At 36.1% G+C, this 19,567-nt stretch carries 8 protein-coding genes; 5 read left to right on the top strand and 3 right to left on the bottom strand.

The genetic code is table 11. From position 1 onward, the window contains the following. Positions 1-28: 28 nt before the first annotated feature. Positions 29-2,662, top strand: coding sequence for an alanine--tRNA ligase (gene alaS / locus K2X50_06835; GenBank protein ID MBX9586957.1), 2,634 nt, complete (start codon positions 29-31; stop codon positions 2,660-2,662). 76 nt (positions 2,663-2,738) lie between these two features. After that, complete coding sequence (locus K2X50_06830) at positions 2,739-3,419, top strand: 50S ribosomal protein L11 methyltransferase (GenBank protein ID MBX9586956.1); 681 nt, start codon at positions 2,739-2,741, stop codon at positions 3,417-3,419. 29 nt (positions 3,420-3,448) lie between these two features. Here K2X50_06830 and K2X50_06825 read toward each other — a convergent pair whose 3' ends face one another. Beyond that, the gene (locus K2X50_06825) at positions 3,449-4,195 is read right to left on the bottom strand and encodes a YdcF family protein (GenBank protein MBX9586955.1); all 747 of its coding nucleotides are present in this window, start codon (positions 4,193-4,195) and stop codon (positions 3,449-3,451) included. Positions 4,196-4,360: 165 nt separating this feature from the next. Between K2X50_06825 and K2X50_06820 the strand changes: the two genes are divergently transcribed. Then, a complete protein-coding gene (locus K2X50_06820) occupies positions 4,361-5,305 on the top strand; it encodes a DUF5630 domain-containing protein (GenBank protein ID MBX9586954.1) in 945 nt (314 codons plus the stop codon). Positions 5,306-5,360: 55 nt separating this feature from the next. On the opposite strand, the gene K2X50_06815 is transcribed toward K2X50_06820, so the two are convergent. Together K2X50_06815 and K2X50_06810 are read right to left on the bottom strand one after the other, a co-directional pair. After that, the gene (locus K2X50_06815; protein MBX9586953.1) at positions 5,361-6,155 is read right to left on the bottom strand and encodes a hypothetical protein; all 795 of its coding nucleotides are present in this window, start codon (positions 6,153-6,155) and stop codon (positions 5,361-5,363) included. Between the two features lie 272 nt (positions 6,156-6,427). Continuing rightward, positions 6,428-16,372 (bottom strand): amino acid adenylation domain-containing protein, encoded by a 9,945-nt coding sequence (locus tag K2X50_06810; GenBank protein ID MBX9586952.1) that lies wholly within the window; start codon positions 16,370-16,372, stop codon positions 6,428-6,430. 201 nt (positions 16,373-16,573) lie between these two features. Between K2X50_06810 and K2X50_06805 the strand changes: the two genes are divergently transcribed. Both K2X50_06805 and K2X50_06800 read left to right on the top strand, forming a co-directional pair. Next, the gene (locus K2X50_06805; protein ID MBX9586951.1) at positions 16,574-18,982 is read left to right on the top strand and encodes a response regulator; all 2,409 of its coding nucleotides are present in this window, start codon (positions 16,574-16,576) and stop codon (positions 18,980-18,982) included. 93 nt (positions 18,983-19,075) lie between these two features. Beyond that, positions 19,076-19,489 carry a hypothetical protein gene (locus K2X50_06800; GenBank protein ID MBX9586950.1) on the top strand — a complete coding sequence of 138 codons (414 nt, stop codon included), beginning with the start codon at positions 19,076-19,078 and terminating at the stop codon, positions 19,487-19,489. The last annotated feature ends 78 nt before the right edge of the window (positions 19,490-19,567 follow it).

Here is a 19,567-nt window from a genome sequence, read left to right as displayed (position 1 = left end):
CTACCGATTAATTATGCGAGTTTAGTCTATGAAAACCAGTGAAATTCGATCAAAATTTTTAGCGTATTTTAAACAGCATGGCCATAGCGTTGTTTCCAGTAGCTCATTAATTCCAGGAAATGACCCTACATTATTATTTACAAACGCAGGTATGGTGCAGTTTAAAGATGTATTTTTAGGTATGGAACAACGGCCTTATAATCGTGCAACAAGTAGCCAATGTTGTGTACGAGCCGGTGGAAAACATAATGATCTTGATAACGTAGGCTATACCGCTCGCCATCACACGTTTTTTGAAATGCTCGGTAATTTTAGTTTTGGTGATTATTTTAAAAAAGCAGCGATCGAGTTTGCTTGGAAGTTTTTAACTCAAGAATTAAAAATACCAAAAGAAAAGTTGTGGATAACCGTTTATAAAGACGATAAAGAAGCAGAAGACATTTGGTTGAACGATATTGGCGTGAGTCGAGATCAATTCGCTCATCTTGGTGAAAAAAGTAACTTCTGGTCTATGGGTGACACAGGACCGTGCGGTCCTTGCACTGAAATTTTTTATGATCACGGCGATAGTATTCCCGGCGGACCTCCAGGATCTCCAGAAGAAGACGGCGATCGCTATGTTGAAATTTGGAATTTAGTTTTCATGCAATTTAATCGCCATCCTGATGGTTCCATGACACCTTTACCAAAACCGTCAGTGGATACCGGAATGGGATTGGAACGTATAGCTGCAGTTAAGCAACAGGTACACAGTAATTATGATATTGATCTTTTTCAACATTTGATTCAGGCGACGCAAGCTCTTTTGCTTCAAGCAAAGTTGTCAAATGATGAAGAAAGTCTTACTTCTATTCGTGTTATTGCCGATCATATTCGTTCAGTTGCATTTTTGATCGCCGATGGTGTAATTCCTTCCAATGAAGGAAGAGGCTATGTTTTAAGACGTATTTTGCGTCGAGCGATTCGTCACGGAAAAAAATTAGGATTATCACCTTCATTTTTCCATGAAATGGTTCAGCCACTGGTTGATGTAATGGGTGATGCCTATCCACGATTAATCGAAGAAAAAGACCGTATTATTTCAGTATTAAAACGCGAAGAAGATCAGTTTGAAAAAACATTAGATCAAGGCATGCAATTATTGGAAGAAGCGTTTGCAAAAATATCGGGTCAAGAAATTCCGGGTGAAGTTGTTTTTAAATTATACGATACCTATGGGTTTCCTACGGATTTAACGGCAGATATTGCGCGTGAGCGTGGATTTGCCGTTGATTACGCAGGTTTTGATGAGGCGATGGGTGCGCAACGCAAACAATCGCAATCAGCGAGTCAATTTGCCGTTGATTATACCGGGCAATTACAGGTGCAGGGTGAAACGGCTTTTACGGGTTATGATAAAACGACTGACGAAGCGACAGTCACTGCCTTGTTTGACCAAGATGGTAAAGCAACTAAAGAATTAATTGAAGGGCAGTCGGGTATTGTGATTTTGGATCGTACACCTTTCTATGCAGAAGCGGGCGGCCAAATTGGTGATAAAGGAAAAATACAATATGAACAGGGATATTTTAGAGTCTCTGATACCAAAAAGCAGGGCATGGTGCATCTTCATTATGGGAAGATAAATCACGGGGTTTTGCGCGTAAATACCAAAGTCGATGCCGAAGTTGATTCGGATCGTCAATCCATAATGATCAATCACACCGCAACACATTTACTACACGCTGCATTACGACGCGTTGTTGGCGCTCATGTTATTCAAAAAGGATCCCTCGTCGCGGCTGATCGTTTGCGCTTTGATTACGCTCATCATGAACCCATGACACCACAACAAATTTTGGATGTTGAGCGCTTAGTCAATCAACAAATCCGTGCGAATTTAACAGGTAATGTTGAAACCATGTCACCCGAACAAGCCACTAAAAAAGGTGCGATGGCGCTGTTTGGAGAAAAATATGGCGATGAAGTTCGAGTGCTTAGTATCGGTGAGTTCTCGATGGAATTATGTGGCGGCACGCACGTTAAACATACAGGTGAAATCGGTTTATTTAAAATTATTTCTGAAACAGGCATTGCTGCTGGCATTCGACGTTTAGAAGCTGTAACTGGCGATGCTGCATTAACATGGTTAGAAGAAACTGAATCTCATTTATTGCAGGCTGCGCAATTACTCAAAACAAATCGACAAAATATTATTTTAAAATTAGAGCAGAGCATAGAAGAAAAGCGTCAGCTCGAAAAAGAAATAAATCAGTTAAAATCACAACTTGCGGGATCAAAAACGTCTGATCTCATTAGCCAAGCTAAAGACATTAACGGAGTAAAAGTTTTAGCGGCAAGAGTTGATGGAGTTGATGTCAAAACTGCACGTGATTTAATCGATCAACTCAAAGATAAACTAGGCAGTGCCATCATTTTGATAGCGACAGTCGAAGATCAAAAAGTTCGACTGGTTGCCGGAGCTACTAAAAATTGCGCCGATCGCCTCAGCGCCGGAGAACTTGTCAATTTTGTTGCTGCACAACTTGGCGGCAAAGGCGGTGGTCGCTCTGAACTTGCACAAGGCAGTGGTGAAAACCCCGAAAAATTAGATGAAGCATTGGATGGCGTATTTGATTGGGTTAAGGCCCAAGAGGGTGGTCTAAAAGTTGCTCAAGGTTAATCTGACTATCAAAGGTAAAATAATCGCATAGCCAAATCGAATTTATAGGAACTATTCTAGGCATAGGAGATTGACAGTGAAAAAAGAGTTTGTTCACGGAAGAAGTCATGTTGCTGATGCGTTACTTAGTGAGTTTTGTAAGCGCAAAACACCTTACAACATGGAGGCATTCGGAATACCTATACAAGTTGATGATACCGTCTATCCTCCAGAAACTGATGAAATCACGCTCCTATATTTAGAGGATAAAGGCACTAGTATGCTTCGTTCAGGTGTTCGTGTTTTAGATTTTGGTACCGGTACTGGTATCCTTGCTATATTTGCTGCAAAACATGGAGCGCAGGTGACAGCCATAGATATCAATCCTAAGGCTGTGCAATGTACACAACACAATTGCAATGTAAATGGTGTGGCTGATCAGGTTCAGGTCTTGTTAAGCGATGGTTTTTCTAATATTTCTCCCGACTCTAAATTCGATATTATCCTTGCTTCTATACCTTGGGAAAGCTCAGAAGCTAATAATAATATGGAAATCGCTTTTTACGACCCGCAATTTAAAGCGCGCACCAATCTTTTTGAAACTGGCTATCATCATTTACATCCAGATGGCTGTATTCTTATTAGTTATTCACGCCGTGTAGAAAAGATAAATCCAATGAAAACTTTTTCCGATAATTTCGACTTTCAAATTGTTCATCAGGTTCCTGCTACGGATGGAAACGAAGAGACTTATTTGATTAAGGCTACAAAAAAATAAAAGTCATCGTATCTCAAGATAGGACCCCATTATTTTTTTGGTTTTGAATTCCATCCCATAAAGTTATACAGGTAGTACTGTGCCATACCGGTATATTCATGCAGAGCCAAGTCAAGAAGGGCTAAATTCTGAGATAATGGTAGCAGAGAGATATGTGCTGATAATCGATCAGAGGCTGCTGGCAAGGGATATAAATCAAACGCCTGGAATAATAGCAAAGATCGTTTCATATGAAAGCCAGAGGTAACCAAGGTGAGGTTATCAAGATTTTGTGAACGAATAAGTTCGCTGGAGAATTTTGCATTTTCAAAGGTATTTCGGCTCTTAGATTCCATGATGATGTCTGCAGAAGGCACCCCAATTTCCATTAACTCACGTGCCATAACAGCGGCTTCTGCAGTGCCATGCTTTGTTGGATCTCCCCCGGAAGTGATGACGCGACAGACGACTGCTTGCTTTTTGCAGAGATAATAAAGTCGTGCAGCTTCGTGAATCCTAGAGTATCCAAGTGGATGCGTGGAGATGTGTGAAGTAGCAGGCCATTGTGTAGTGCCTATCCCAAGAATCAAAATCGCGTTTCGCTTTGTCCAATGAGGCGTTTCAAGGGGCGCCTGTGATTGCAGTGAATTGAGAGTAAGTTGAGTGAGTAATCCAGAGCCTGCCAGTAAGAATAAGACCAAAGTAACTAGGTTGAAAAATATTCCAGTACGTCTACGATTTAAGATTAAACTAGCTACAGCAACCAGTAGCATGGTGAGAATGATGATGATTGACATGGCTTAGATTCCTTCTGCTCAACAGCCATATTCTATACTCAAAACGTCTCAGTTTACAGTAGAAGTTAATAATGATTTTGTAAAACCTAGACGCGACGCCGTTATCTTATTTCTTTCTAATCATTTATCTGGTATATTCTTCATACAAAATGCAAGGAGGCATATATGAATAAGAAAGGATTATCGCATAATTCTATTGTAGAAAAATTTAGAGATTTACATCAAAGAGTGTTGGCTAAAAAACAGTCGAACGACGTTCTTATTGATTTTGTTCAATATTATGCAGTTCAGTCACTTCCCATGTTTTTGGAAGCCACGAGTCTGGAAGCAGATTTAGAGACGCTTTGCTGTGACGATACGCTCAGTAGTTTTTGGGATACGCTTATCACTTCAGAAGATTATCTATCTTTGTTAGAATTGGATGGTCAACTTGCATGTTATCAATTAAAGCCACAGTCTAGCCTATTAAGTTATTTTTTAATTAAAGGTGTTTTTTATTATAGTAAACATCTTGAGTTACAAAGAGTACAGACTACTTCAGGTCAAGCCACATCCAAACTTTACTTAATGAAAGCTCTCTCAAGCTATAATTTTCACGCATTTTGTGATTATTTAAATGAAATTATTGTTTTAGCAGATAGGGCGCTAGCGGAAGATAAAAAAGTTGATCTTAGTGAGTATAATAAATTTAGCGGTAACTTATATATTATTGGAAGGCAATTCGGGGCTGCAGGATTTTTGATGTTGGCTAATCTCAATCTTCCTTTATTCAAGTATTTTGGCCAAGTTGAAAAGAGCGGCAGACTTTTCTACAAATATCTTTATGAAGCCTATTTCGCTATACTTCTTGCGGAAAGGCTTGGGAAGTACTATTTAAATGATTCATTCAATGCATTACATGGAAATCAGCTTGCATCACTCTTAAATGAATCATTTGATTCAATTTTAACAATGAAAGACTATATTAAGAATACTATAGTGCATAATAAAGGCAATTCTACGCGAATCGCAAGTATTGAAACTGAGGCACTAGAACTTTATAAAAAATGGGTTCGCTCTCATTATCAAGAAGAATATTTTACGCGCGAATCTCTGTTATGTTTAGACTAATATTCCATTGATACGACTACTTAATTGTATTGCTGAGTGAAGAGGAATCGTCCAGTTAGAAATCCAACTTCTTTTTTGCAATGGCATCGATATCTTTTTTACTTTCTTGAGAGGTCTCCGTGATATCTGAATCTGGGGATATTGAAGTGGGCATTTTGAAAAAATTTTGACTCCCATGAGGTGGCGTTTTAAGTGATGCTTCAGGTAATGGGCTACTCTGATCTAAATCACTGGATTGAGTCATTGAACTCTTGTCATTTAACCACTCAAGAGGTTCACGTTCTCCCCAAGGAGGACTGCATCTCATGCCATCCATATAAAACACAACTCTATTTTTAACTTGTTCCCAATTTTTAGCACAGAGTCTTAATTCTTTGGATGTGTAACTTTTATAGTTGTCGTGTGCTTTGTTTCGTATAGCTTCGGGCTGGAAGAAGTCTAAACAGAAATGTATTTTACTGCTGTGTGTTAAAAGAGCCACTTTACAAGAATAAATAAATGCTTTGTCTGCTCTTGCTTCACCTTTCTCAGTAATCATTTTCGGAGCAAACTTCTTGTGTGCTTTCCATGAATCAAGATGTCTTTGTGCAAAAGCATTATATTGTGTTTGTTTATTTTTTGGCGATTCAGCCTCTGCACCAAACATATATTCTGCAGAGAGTTCTTTATTGATGTCATCCACGGTGATAAACAATATTGTTGAGTCTGATTTACTTAACTGAAGACGAATAATTTCATAGTAAAGGGCTCGAGCTTCGTTTTCTAACCCAAACAGTAAATCCCCGGCTTCAAAGTGTTTTACAAGGTCTGATTTATCGATAGGTTCTTTTACAGGAGTACTTTCGTTCATACAATCCCCAAGCTTTTCATACAATAATCGGATATATTACCCATAGAACCTTAAGATAATATTAACTGATGTGTGAAAAAGGTCGAATCTAGACGAAGACACAGCGCAATGTGACAATCTCTAAAGGTCTGCTTTACTTAGAGATAGGTTTATTGTTCAAGGATGAGGCAATGAAAGTACAAATTTTAGGATTCAGTTTAGCTCTACTTGCTCAAAGTTCAGTTTTTGCGGCAGATGCGAAGGAAGCAGTCATCAATCGAGCTGACGTCACCTTACTCATTTGAAATTGAGGATTGTAAATTAGGATTGGTAAGTAATTCTTCAGTTGTGAAATCAGAAAAATTCAAATAGCCTAAACAGAGTACATATCCAAATTTGTTCATTTCTGAAGGGGATCCAGCAGGGAGGGTCTCTAAGTTTTTATTAAGTACGACTAATTTTGCGTTAGGTATTGGCTTTCCAATGACTGTCTGTGTATTGATAGGTTTCGGTAATAATCCTGGAGTGAGTTGGCCGACTTCCATATTGATAAAGGCGTTGCATAATTTAATAACGTGGGATGTATTTACAATATTTGAGATAGCAGCATTATCCACCGAGCGAGTTTGTAAAATGATAGTTCGTACAGATTGAGGTAATTGATCAGTATATAAAAGGTTATTTAACTGTGCTGGTGTGATAGAAATCAGTGTAATATTATTGGAAAAAGGGACTTCCGATAGATTTTCTATATCTCTTACAAGATGTACTGTTCCTCCAGCACATAAAGCTGGGAATATTTCAAATAACGACATTTCATTGTAATGGTGATTTGAAGCTAATACGCCAGATAGTTCCTCTTTTGTGAATTGTGACAAAGACCATTGTGTTAAAATACTGATGTTTCTGTGGCTGACCAAAATGCGTGTTTGGCTGTGCTGTGAGTGAGATGTTGGTATAACGATTGCTATATCATCGAGATTAATAGGTATTAATGGGTTATCACTTGATTTGAGTCGAATAAACTGCCAGTCCCTATCGAGGCAGATCATTTTGTTATCAAGAGTACTGAATTTTCTCAGAAAATCTTTTTCTGTAATGATTGCTCTACAACTTAGTTGGACAGAATCGATACTACTAGGAGTTATATCACAGTTTATGGGTGAAAAAGCGGCGCCAGATTTTAAGACAGCCAGAATAGCAATGAGTAAATCAAAATCACGATTCAGGCAAATACCAACTATATCACCTTGTGTGATATCCAAATCTATAAGATAGTGAGAGAGTTGGTTTGCCAGATTATTTAATTTTTCATACGTCAAGCATATCCCATTGTTTACTGCGGCAAATGAGCTATATTCTTTTTCAGCAATGGATTCGAACATCTCAATCACAGTTATTCTTGGATAAGATATATCTGAATCATTGAAAAATGCATTATTGTGAGAATCGTGATTTCCCATATTTTCACTATCATGAATAGCAGTGTTTATTTGTTTGGCTAGTGTTTCAACATTTGGATCGAAAAACATAGTTTCGTGGTTACCTGGGGCTATAATGGTTTTTAAGTATGGAGTCCTTCCTGTCCAGTGGTTACTTGGGGACTCGATGTCAGAGAAAATACTTAAGGTACTTTTCGCTTTGAATAGTACTAGAGGGCAATCAATCCAATCGAGACTATAGGCATCAAGTAAATGTGAACGATGCCATGCAAAGTCAATAATAGGTTTAATACTGTTATTATTAACTTCAGGAAGTTTCTTCTTTAGCTCATTATACTGCGCTTTCATCTCTTTTTTCAAAAAACGATGTGTAGAAACTTCGTCAGGGTATTCTGCCCACCCATCTAGTAGTCCTACAAATAAGACTTTTTTACCTTCAGCGATCAATTGTTTTGCGATTTCTGCTGCCATATTTGCACCGAAGGATGCACCTGCCAGAAGATAAGGACCATTTGGATGAATGTTTTTAATTTCTTTAGCATAGAATGTAGCCATTGCTTCGAAAGTAGAAAAATGAGCTCTCTCTGTAGATAAAGCAGGATCTTGTAATCCATAAATTGGTCGATCTTTACCTAAATATTGTGCGAGTTTAACAAACCAGAATATTGTTCCACCTACAGGGTGAATTAAAAATAATGGTGGTTTATCTCCTTTTAATTGTAAACCAACTATAGGAGAAGTGATGTTTTCGTAGCTATCAAGATTTTGAAATTTTTTATGAATTATAGCTTTGGCTAATTGTCGTGGAGTTTGTAAGGTTAAAATATCAGGCAAAGATAAAGATATTGAGAAGCAATCTTGTATATTCGATAATATCTGAATTGCTGAGATAGAATTACCACCGAGTTCAAAAAAACTATCATTAGGTTCAATATTTTTTGCAGAGAGTACTTTATTAAATAGATTTAAGATTAGTTGTTCGGTCGGGTTTTCAACGGGGTTATAATTCCCGATGTCTTTTTTATGATGAGATGCATATAGTTGCAAGATTTGCTCTTTATCGACCTTTCCATTTGTATTGATTGGTATCCCTTCAACGGGAATAAACTCATCAGGAATCATGTAGTACGGTAAATATGAAGCGAGATGCGTGCGTAAGTCTGATATGTCAAAATTCATATTTGGATTTTTTAAAGTGAAAAATGCTTTCAAATGAGCTTCATTATAATTATCCCCAACTTTTAATACAACACAATCTTTGATCGATGTGAATTTTAGTAAGATAGTACGAATTTCTTCTAGTTCAATTCGATACCCACGTATTTTAACTTGATTGTCTAGTCGATCAATAAACTCTAGTTCGCCTGAAGGTAGCCACCTAGCTAAATCACCTGTGCGATACAGTCTTTCTGCTACTGAGCTAGAATAGGGGTTTGGAATAAAACGTTTCTTATTTAGTTCGGGTCTATTAATGTATCCTGGAGTTATACCATCTCCACCAATTACAAGCTCTCCTGGAACGCCAATCGGTGCTATTTTTTGTCTTTGATCTAAGATATAGATAGCTGTATTTGCAATAGGTTTACCTATTACGATCTTTTTATTTGAATATACACGAGAGATAGTAGACCAAATTGTCGTTTCTGTAGGTCCGTATACATTCCATAAATTTGCACCCATAGCTAAGATTGAATTAGCCAAGCTTTGCGTGAGCGTCTCTCCACCCGAGATGATTTTAATTCCTTTTTTAGGTTTCCAACCCGCATTTACCATTAAGAATAGAAGACTAGGGGTACCTTGAATTATAGTTGGAGAGCTTTCGTTCATAAGTTTAGTGAGAGAAGAATTAGTTTTTGTAGATTCAGAGCTTGCAATTTCAAGCTCCATTCCCCAAAGCAATGGCCCAAATATTTCGAGTGCAGATATGTCAAATGAGATACTTGTGAATGATAGTAATTTATCATTTGAAGAAAGTTTTAATTCTCTAAATATTGAGTAGATTGTATTGATTACACTTTTGTGTTGAATCTGTATGCCTTTTGGCAAGCCTGTAGTGCCTGAGGTATAAATGATATAAATCAGATCACTATAGGATAATTCTATTAATGGGAGGTTGTCATAAACAGTTGTAATAAGGTTGCTATTAAGAATATCAATGGATAGGCTTAGATATTTAGGATCGATAATACCTAATAATGAAGATTGAGTGAATATGAATTTAGCACCCGCATCATCGAGTATGTAATTAACCCTATAGGTGGGGTAAGTTGTATCAATTGGTAAATAAACACCCCCAGCTTTAAGTATTGCTAAAAGGGCAATTACCATTTCAATACTTCTATCAATATAAACAGCGACAACATCACCCTTGTTTAAACCATTTTCAAGGAGATAATTAGCCCAGCGATTGGTCACTTTATCAAGTTTATCGTACGTCAGTTTTTCATTTTGATAGGTGATCGCAGTTTTAGATGGATATAGGTTTGCTATTTCCGTAAAAAGGTTCGTGATAGTGAAATGAGGATAATCTGATTTTCGATGGTTCCAAGAGTTTTTTAGCAATGATGATTCAGTAATTGAAAGTATATCAATATCCTTAGTATTACGTATATTATCATCAATAATTTCGCAGAGGGTGTGGTAATAATTTGTCATAATGTTTTCAATTATAGTTGTACATATAACATTTTTGTTATATGTCATAACCAGTTGAATTTTATCATGAGGGTATACATTAAGGACGAGTGGATAATGAGTAATCGCGTTGACTTTTAATTCACTGATATGTTCATCAATAAAATCCAAGGGGTAATTCTCAAAAACGAAAAGCGTATCGAAAAGTTGGTCTTGTGTATTTCGTTTAAGCCACTTATAGATATCTAACAGTGCTGTATGAGAATGTTGTGTTATATCAAGGATGTTGTCATTTATCCGCTTAAGTGATTGCTGCAATGGCTCATCATCTTCGAGTGTAATTCTGCACGGTAGTGTATTAATGAGCGGACCGATGATGCTTTCATTAGTGAAATAATCATTAGGTCTTGTTGAAATCGCAACACCGACGCTAATGTCCAATGAGTCAGTGTATCGTGAGATCAGTAAAGCCCATGCGTATAACATTACGGTGTTAAGCGAGGTGTTGCAGGACTTTGAAAACTTTTTGATTTTAGATGCGTACTTATCGGGTATTACGAACTCATGTTGATGAAAGTCCGGGGATGTATTTTCATGAATTTCACCGAGTAATTTTGTTATTGCGATACTATTAAATCTATTTAAGTATTTTATCCAAAAACGCTTACTTAATTTATGATTAAATTTTTGATTTTGATAAGCGATGTATTCGGAAAAAGGTACCGCTGGAGGTAGGTAGTATTGTTGATCTGAAAGAAGGGCGTGGTATATTAGATATAATTCTGAAATGACATTTTTTATACTAGACGCGCCAAGTAAAATATGATGATGTGTCCAAACTATGACGTATGTACTTGGGTTGGTTTGAATAATACTTAATCGCATCAGAGGATGATCTGAAAAGTCAAAATAACGTTCTTGATCTTCGCGAAGTATCGCATTTATCATCGCCTTTTTTGCTTCTCGTGATAATGAAGAGCAAATATAATTTTTCCACGGTAATTTGATCGTTGAATCGACAATCTGAATAGGAGATTTGAAATGTTTCCAAAGGAAGGTGGTTCTAAATATACTATGGCGTTTGATAATGGTTTCCCAAGCCTTTTTAAATACCCGCAAATCTAAAGCGCGGGTATCTGTCCAAATATATTGAGAGTGATAAATATTACTGTCAGGATATTGTAAGTGGTGGAACAACAAACCACTTTGTAACGAAGAAAGCTGAGCAATATTTTCTAAATTAGGGTATTTAGTAATGCAGATACTTAATTGTTCCTGAGTGAGGGAGGCTAGTGGGAAGTCGTGAGACACCAACGTTTGTGATAGTGAATTGATACATTGAGAAACGATAGAATTAATATTTTTTATGTAGTGGTTGGAAACTGCTTGGATTGTAGAGGCTTTGTAATAATTAGCACTATATTTCCATTCCAAATGTAACTTATCGTTTTTGATCCACGCTGTTAATTCAATCAAAAATTGCCGTAAAGAAGTCGCCGAGTCTGTTAATCTAATTGGGCGTCCAACCAATTGCATGTCACTAGTATTGATCCCAGCATCAAAATTCCCAAGAAAATTAAAACACATTGAGGAAACTAAGATGTCATTCACTATTTTGCGAGTGTTAAGATCTTCTGTAAGATATTTGACTAATCCAAAGCCAATGCCTTGTCGCGGAATATTGCCAATTTTTTTACGGACATTTCTGAGCATGTTTAAATATTGAATTTTATTTTGTGAAGATTCTAATGATAATTTTATAGGTGAAAGAGAGGTAAACCATCCCATAGACCGTGATAAATCAAGTTTGCTATTGAAGGTTTCACGACCATGGCTCTCCATGTAAAAATTAATTTCATTTAGATCAAAATAATCACACAATGTGATTGCCAATGCTGTAGTTAATATATCCCTCGCGCTTACTTGCTTATATGTTAAGCTTATATTGGTAAGGTCGAGTTCACTTTCGATAGTTTTTGCATTTTTCTCAGTATTTTCGCCTCGTCTAAAATCAGTTGGTATTTCATTATCAGATGATTGCTGTAGCCAGTAATTGGTTTCATTTAACAAGGTAATTGATGATGAAAATTCACAGAGGTACTTACTCCATGATTTAAAAGAGGATGATTTTATTGGAAGTGGAATTGTTTTGTTATGATAATAAGTATGGTATGCCATGAAGAAATCGTCTAAGAATATTCTCCAAGAAACCCCGTCAATTACTAGATGGTGTGCGATTATTGCGAGGTAATTATCATTTGATCCGCTAAACAGTACACATCTCACTAAAGGAGGCTGGTCTAGTTTAAATTTAGAGTATGTTTTAGATATTTTACTTTCCATTTCAGCAATTTTAGAGTCATACTTTTTGCTGGCAAGTGTGTCGTGATTTACTTTGAATGGTTCAACTATGCTATTAATAGTTTGTTGCCAGTGACCTTCTGAATTCTCATAGAAGGTTCGTAAGATGTCATGGTGTTGAATAAGTGCGTCGAAGGTTTTTTCAATAATTGATTCATCTGGTTTTGCATCTAATTTAAGTAATACATATTGACTAAAACTTGATGTCATGGAATATGCAGACTCGAAAAACCAATGTTGAATTGGTGTTAAGGGGATATTTCCTTCAATCGTGTCTGTTATACTTTCATTTGACGTCTTTGATTGTATTGGTTTTAGACGTGGGGCAAGTTTTGATATGCAGGGGTAATGAAAAATATCAGCTGCTTTTAATTTCCAGCCATCATGGTACGCTTTTGTGATTATTTGCATTGCGATGATTGAGTCGCCACCCATTGCAAAAAAATTATCATTTCTGCCTATGTGTTTTATTCTTAATATTTGACTCCATATTTTGACTAATAAGGCTTCTTTATCATTTCGTGGAGCTTGATAGTTCTTTGCATCAAGAGGTAATGGATCAGGCAGTTTTGAATGGTCAATCTTTTTGCTAGGTGACAAAGGAAAATTATCGATGATGACATACTGTAAGGGTACCATGTATTCTGGCAAATGTTGAGACAAGTAATGTTGCAATTCAACTATGTTGAAATGTTGACTTTCTGGTACAATATATGCAATTAATTGATGTCTGTTTGATTTAATTGGTTTGGAGACGACAACTCCCTGTTTGACAGAATGATATTTTAACAGCCAACTTTCAATTTCACCTAATTCGACTCTAATTCCTTTTATTTTAACTTGACTATCTATTCGAGAAATGAAAAGAATGTTCCCATCTGGTAGCATTTTCACTATGTCGCCAGTTTTATACAGTGTATTGCCCTTTGAAAACGGGTCTTTAATAAATGCTTTTTGAGTCAGTTGTTCGTGGTTAATATAACCTTTAGCGATTCCAAGTCCTCCTAGATACAATTCGCCTGGAACTCCGACTGGAAGTAGATTGAAATAATTATCAAGTATATAAGCTGAGCTGTATGAAATAGATTTTCCAATTGGGATGCTATCACGACCTGGTTTGAGTTTATCGATAGTATAATATGTTGACCAAGTTGTATTTTCAGTAGGGCCATACCCGTTTATGATAGTGAGATTTAGATTCAGCTCTTCTTTTCTCTTTAAAAGCCTTCGAACATCTTCACTTCGAACAACTTCTCCTCCTAGAATCAATATTCTCAGGTTATCAAAAGTATCTGGCTCGGCTTTATAAACTTCCACGAAAACTGCTGGGGTCATGAACAAGATTGTACAATTATCTCTAATAATATTATGTAATTTTTCTGGTTCTAAACCTAGAGTTTTATCAATGATAAATAAGGTGGATCCGTTCAGTAATGCTCCCCAAATTTCAAAAGTTGATACATCAAAAATTAGCGTAGTGAATTGAGCAACAATATCATTTTGAGTAAACTGTACATAATTTTGCTCCTTGACTAATCGCACAATTCCTTTATGGTAAATCTGAACGCCCTTGGGATCACCTGTTGATCCTGAAGTGTATAATATGTACGCCAGGTCATCAGGTAATATTTTGACTTGATGATTTGTAGGTAGTGAGTATTGGTCAAGTATTTCAGTATTCTCAACATTAAGTACCGGAATATTGAGGTTTTCAGTGCATGCATGAGTTACTTGTAAATTCTGGGTATTAGTGAGAACCATTGCAGCATCAACGTCTTTAAGAATATATCGCAGTCTGTTTGTAGGATTATCTGGGTTTAGTGGAACATATATGCAATTAATTTTTAGTATTGCAAGCATCGATATAATTGCAGTATCAGACTGATTCATTATTAAAGCTATTGATTTTTGCGGGGATTTTACATGCTCTAGAATATACGCTGCAAGGTGATTAGATTGGTTATCCAGATCTTCATAAGTTAATGAGTGTTCAGAGGAAATTATGCTGAGATGATTTCCATAACGATTAACTTGCTCCTTAAAGAGTTGTATAACGTTTGAATTAAGAATATTTTTTGTATCATCTATCTTTGCAGGTAGTAATTGTTGAATTTCTTTTTTATCTAAATATGAATGAGCAATAATTGGTGTTAAAATATTATTTTTGATAGAATCAAGCAAATTAAAGAGATGAGAATGTATTTTATCTAATAATTCTTTAGGTTTAATTTCTTCGTTTTTAGAAGAACCTAGTGCAAGTACGTATTCCCTGTTGGCAGTGTCAATTGTCAATTTGAAATATGAGGTTGTTAATTCTAGTTGTGACTTTAATTGAGGTTCTTTTTTGTTAATATACTCGATTAGGCACGGATATATTCCTGGATGACTAGTTGATATATCAGTTAAGTCAGGATAACGATAGGTAATGTCATTTAAAAATGTTGAATGTGTAGTTACTTGATTTATTTTTTTTTCAATCTGAGCATATAAATCTAAAAACGTGTCTTGAGGTTCGAAATGCAGATTGAGTGGAACGATATCTGAAAAGAAACTTGTGTTGATTTCAGTATTTTGTTGTGGTCTGTAAATGCCTAGTGTTATGTTATTTTTATTTGTGATGCGAAATAAATATATTGACAGAATGCATAGATAAGAAATTTCCCAATCAAAATGTTGATTTTTGTGGCTCAGTAGAGGTTCAAGATCAAGCTTTTTTTGGCTTGTTATTTTAAATTTTGTAGTCGGATGAGAAAAGTATGGAAAGCTTGTGGGATTAATGGCGCAAAGCTCATCCACCCAGTAACGTTCATGTGGAAATAATTGGGTAATTTTAGAAGATATTTTTTCCATTAGAGCGATATCATGGTGAGAAATAGTGTCTCCTTCACTTAATTGGGTCAATTTTTTTAGATTAAGAAAATTACAAGGGTGCCCATCCAGGGTTTTTAGTGAGGTTATGAATACATCGCCTGTTTTGGTGGCTATTTGAATGTGGTCATTAGTAATTTCTATTATTTGACCAGGTTCACAATCTGAACTGGAGGCCTTAATTTGCATTTCCTGGATGATGAAACATCGGGTTCCGATAAAAAACTTACAGGAAGCAAAATCATTGAGAGTATGTCCAAAATACATTGATCGCCAACTGCGATAGATATTTTGGCTGGTATCATTAAAATTAATGATTCCGCCTAGTGGAGGTTTAGCAGTGTATCCGTAGTAAGTTCTCTTAGATAAATCTTGAGGTTGAGTGATAAGATAAACACGTTGAAGATCTTCTAACAGTTCGTTGAATAGTTCTAAACCGGCTTCATAACATTTCATGTTTAGTACGAGTGCTGTATCGTCTGGGAGTATTTCAACTCTTTTTTGTTTTACTATATCCCCCGAATCAACTTTGCCTGACATCATATGCCAAGTAACTCCATGGGTGCTTTCATTGTTTAGAATTGCCCATGATGTTGCATGGAGTCCTGCATAACGGGGCAATGGGCTATCATGGAAATTGATAGCTCCCCGGCGAGGTAGCTGGAGGATCTCGTCAGTCAAAATATCTTCATGAATTATGCTGAATAAATAATCAATTTTGGTTTTTAGCTCTGATTGAATCCAAGTGTCTGTGTTTTTATAGTAAGGAATATTATTCGATACAGCCAGTGATTCGAGCTGTGGATCAGGTGAAACAATTGAAACTAGAGTGAAATTTGGGTTACTAAACAACCGGCTCGCACATTCCAAAGCGAGGCTGTTTTTGCCTATAACGACGCATTTAATACTTTCAGTACTTGTAGCCTTTGCCATATTATCAATACATCCTGAAGGTAAGATACTAATCTTGCTTTGATAGAGTATTTAGTTGACGGTCGCTACGATGTAAAGTGTATCCAGGACGAAAGCAAGTCTCTTAAATTGTTTCATTATAGCCTGGAATATATTAACATGTAAACGTAATAGTGTGGCATGTAACGTTATTCTGTATCCAGAGATTACAGGAGTTTTAGGATGATCTCATCGTTGAGTAACATGAAGGGTGACATGAAAACAAAAAATATTTGTGAAATTATAGCGAATTTATCAAGTTATATCTATTGGCAAGATGCCTCAGGTGTGATTTTAGGCTGCAATGACAGCATGTTGAAATTATTAGGCCTAAAAACGAAACAAAAATTACTTGGTAAAAACTATAGCAAGATACAAAAAAATAGTTTAATTCACGCGGGTGTCTTCGAAGAATTAAGGTCTTATGATAATAAAGTGCTCGAAAACAATAAAAAATATGAGCATGTGCTCTGGATACCGTTGAAAAAAGGCAAAAAAATTCTAGTGTCTTGTATACATAAGCCTATCTGTGTGAAAAAGAAAGTGACTGGCATCATCGTTCAGATGATCGATATCACAGAGCATAATAAGAAAGAAAAACAATTGGAAAAAATGATTAGGTCCGCTGAAAAAGAAACTAAACTTGCAGCACTTCAGTTAGATAGAATCTTAGCTCATTTACCTTCTAACGTTTATTGGGTCGATAAAAATTCTGCAAATCTAGGCTGTAATGATAATTTAGCAAAGATTCTCGGTTTTAATTCTCGAAAAGAAGTAAGAGGTTTAACGTATTATGATATGGCTAAAATTCGAAATTGGCCAAAAGAACAGGCAAAATTGTGGCGATCAAATGACCTGGAAGTAATGAAAACAGGTAAACCCAACGAAAATATCAATTTCTTAACAACTTCTAATGGTGAAATCATTTACCAAACTACAACTCGAGTGCCGTTTAGAAATGAACATGGCAAGATTGTCGGTGTCATTGGTATTTCTACAGATATTACTGATCGTGTTAAGAAAGAAAATGAACTTGTTGAGGCACGTGAAAAGGCTGAAATAGCAAATCAAGCCAAATCTGACTTTTTGGCGACGGTTAGCCATGAATTAAGAACGCCATTAAATGGTATCATCGGGATGACCGAACTTTTATCAAGACAAAAGCTTTCAACTGATCAAATCTTGTTAGTTGAAGATATCACTAATTCTGGAAAAACATTATTATCACTTATCAACAGTATTCTTGATCTTTCAAAGCTTGAGGCCGGTGAATTAGAAATCATTAATACTCCTTTCGATTTAGTGTACATAATTGATAGTGTAATAAAACAAGTATCAACACTGGCGGGTCAAAAGAATATTACTTTATCTACAAAAATAGATGGTGATGTACCGACATTGTTACTTGGAGATAGTCAAAGACTTTACCAAATACTACTTAATATATTAGGTAATGCGGTTAAGTTTACGGATCATGGTAAAGCTGATTTGATAGTGAAGTTTTTAGAGAGGTCGAATAGAAAATATACATTGTCTTTTATCATTAAAGATACAGGTATTGGTATTCCCTCAGATCAAATTGAGGTAATTTTCGACCGCTTTCGTCAGTTAGATTCTTCCTATAGTAAGCTTCATAGTGGTACAGGTTTAGGTCTTGCCATCGTGAAGCAATTGGTAGAACTAATGAAAGGTGAAATTTTCGTTGATAGTAAATTCAATAAGGGAACAACATTTACAGTAAATTTAACATTTACAGCCCAGCCTCAACTTAACAAATCAAATTTATGGGCAAGCAAGTATGCTCAGGTGAAAATTTTAATTGTAGATGATGATCTTAGTGTGGGCACAAAAATATTACAGCTTATCCATACTTCTTCAGTATCTTTAGTGTCAAGTTCGAGTGCATTTGACGCTCTTGAAAATGCCGCAAAACGCAATCATCATTATCAGCTAATATTGCTTTCAAACCATTCACATTTTTATAATAAAGGAAATTTAGGCAAGTTAAAGGAGGCTCTTCCTGCGTTATATAATCCTATGTTATTACTTTATTCTGATAAGAATCAAAAATTAGAAAAGAATGATAATGGTATTTTTGATTTCATTCATATTGCCGGTTATGACAATAAATTTATAGTGCACTTAGCATCTTGCTGGGAAAAATATCAAGCAAGTTTAACACATGCCTCAAAACTTTTCGCCGATATTAATCCAAAAATTCTTCTCGTCGAAGATAATTTAATTAATCAACGAGTAGTCCTTCATTTCTTGAAAGATTTGGGCTGTAAAGCGGATGTAGCTGATAATGGCATATTAGCCTTGAAGTTGTTTAAAAAGAATACCTACGATCTTATCTTAATGGACATTGGGCTGCCGGATATGGATGGTTTTGTTGTGACACAAAAAATTCGAGAGTTAGAAAAAAATGATCATCATACGCCCGTTATAGCATTAACTGCGTATGCTTCCGAAAATGATAGAGAAAAGTGCTTGCAAGCTGGAATCGATAATGTACTGACAAAACCTATTACGAGTATTGGTTTAACTCATATGTTATCAGCATGGCTTTTATCGCTTAGAGTGAAGTCTTAGTTATTTCTTTCATAGATAAAGACAGAGCATAATTTGACAATCTCATAAGGTCTGCTTTACTTAAAGATAAGTTTATTGTTCAAGGAAGAGGCAATGAAAGTACAAATTTTAGGATTCAGTTTAGTTCTGCTTGCTCACAGTTCAGTTTTTGCAGCTGACGCGAAGGAAGCAGTCATCAATCGAGCTGGCGTTACCATTGGATCTATAGAAATATCCAACAAAACTGACCTTGATATGGCTTATCGGATATCAGGTAAATTCGATGGATTCGTTTACGGTGTTAGAGCTGGCGAGACGGATAGGTACGTTTTCAAAGGTAGTGATACTTATACCTCTAGAATCGAAACTGGCATATGTAGAAAGATGGATGTTACGGGCAGCGTTTGCCGTGAGTTTGATAGCTTACAAGCTTGCTTGAATGAGGATTTTAGTGGATTTAGACGTTATAACACTGTCGACCTCTTATCGGAAAGCAGTTGTGAACTTGTTAATAGCTACAATTGGTAAAGATATTAAGAAAATACCACTACGTAACTAGTCGAATGCTACTTTTTTCTCTATAATCAATGGTAGGTACACCTTGGA

The sequence above is a fragment of the Gammaproteobacteria bacterium genome, assembly GCA_019748175.1.
GTDB lineage: Bacteria > Pseudomonadota > Gammaproteobacteria > JAIEPX01 > JAIEPX01 > JAIEPX01.
Note: the sequence above shows the minus strand (reverse complement) of the source record. Positions and strands in the feature narration are given on the sequence as shown.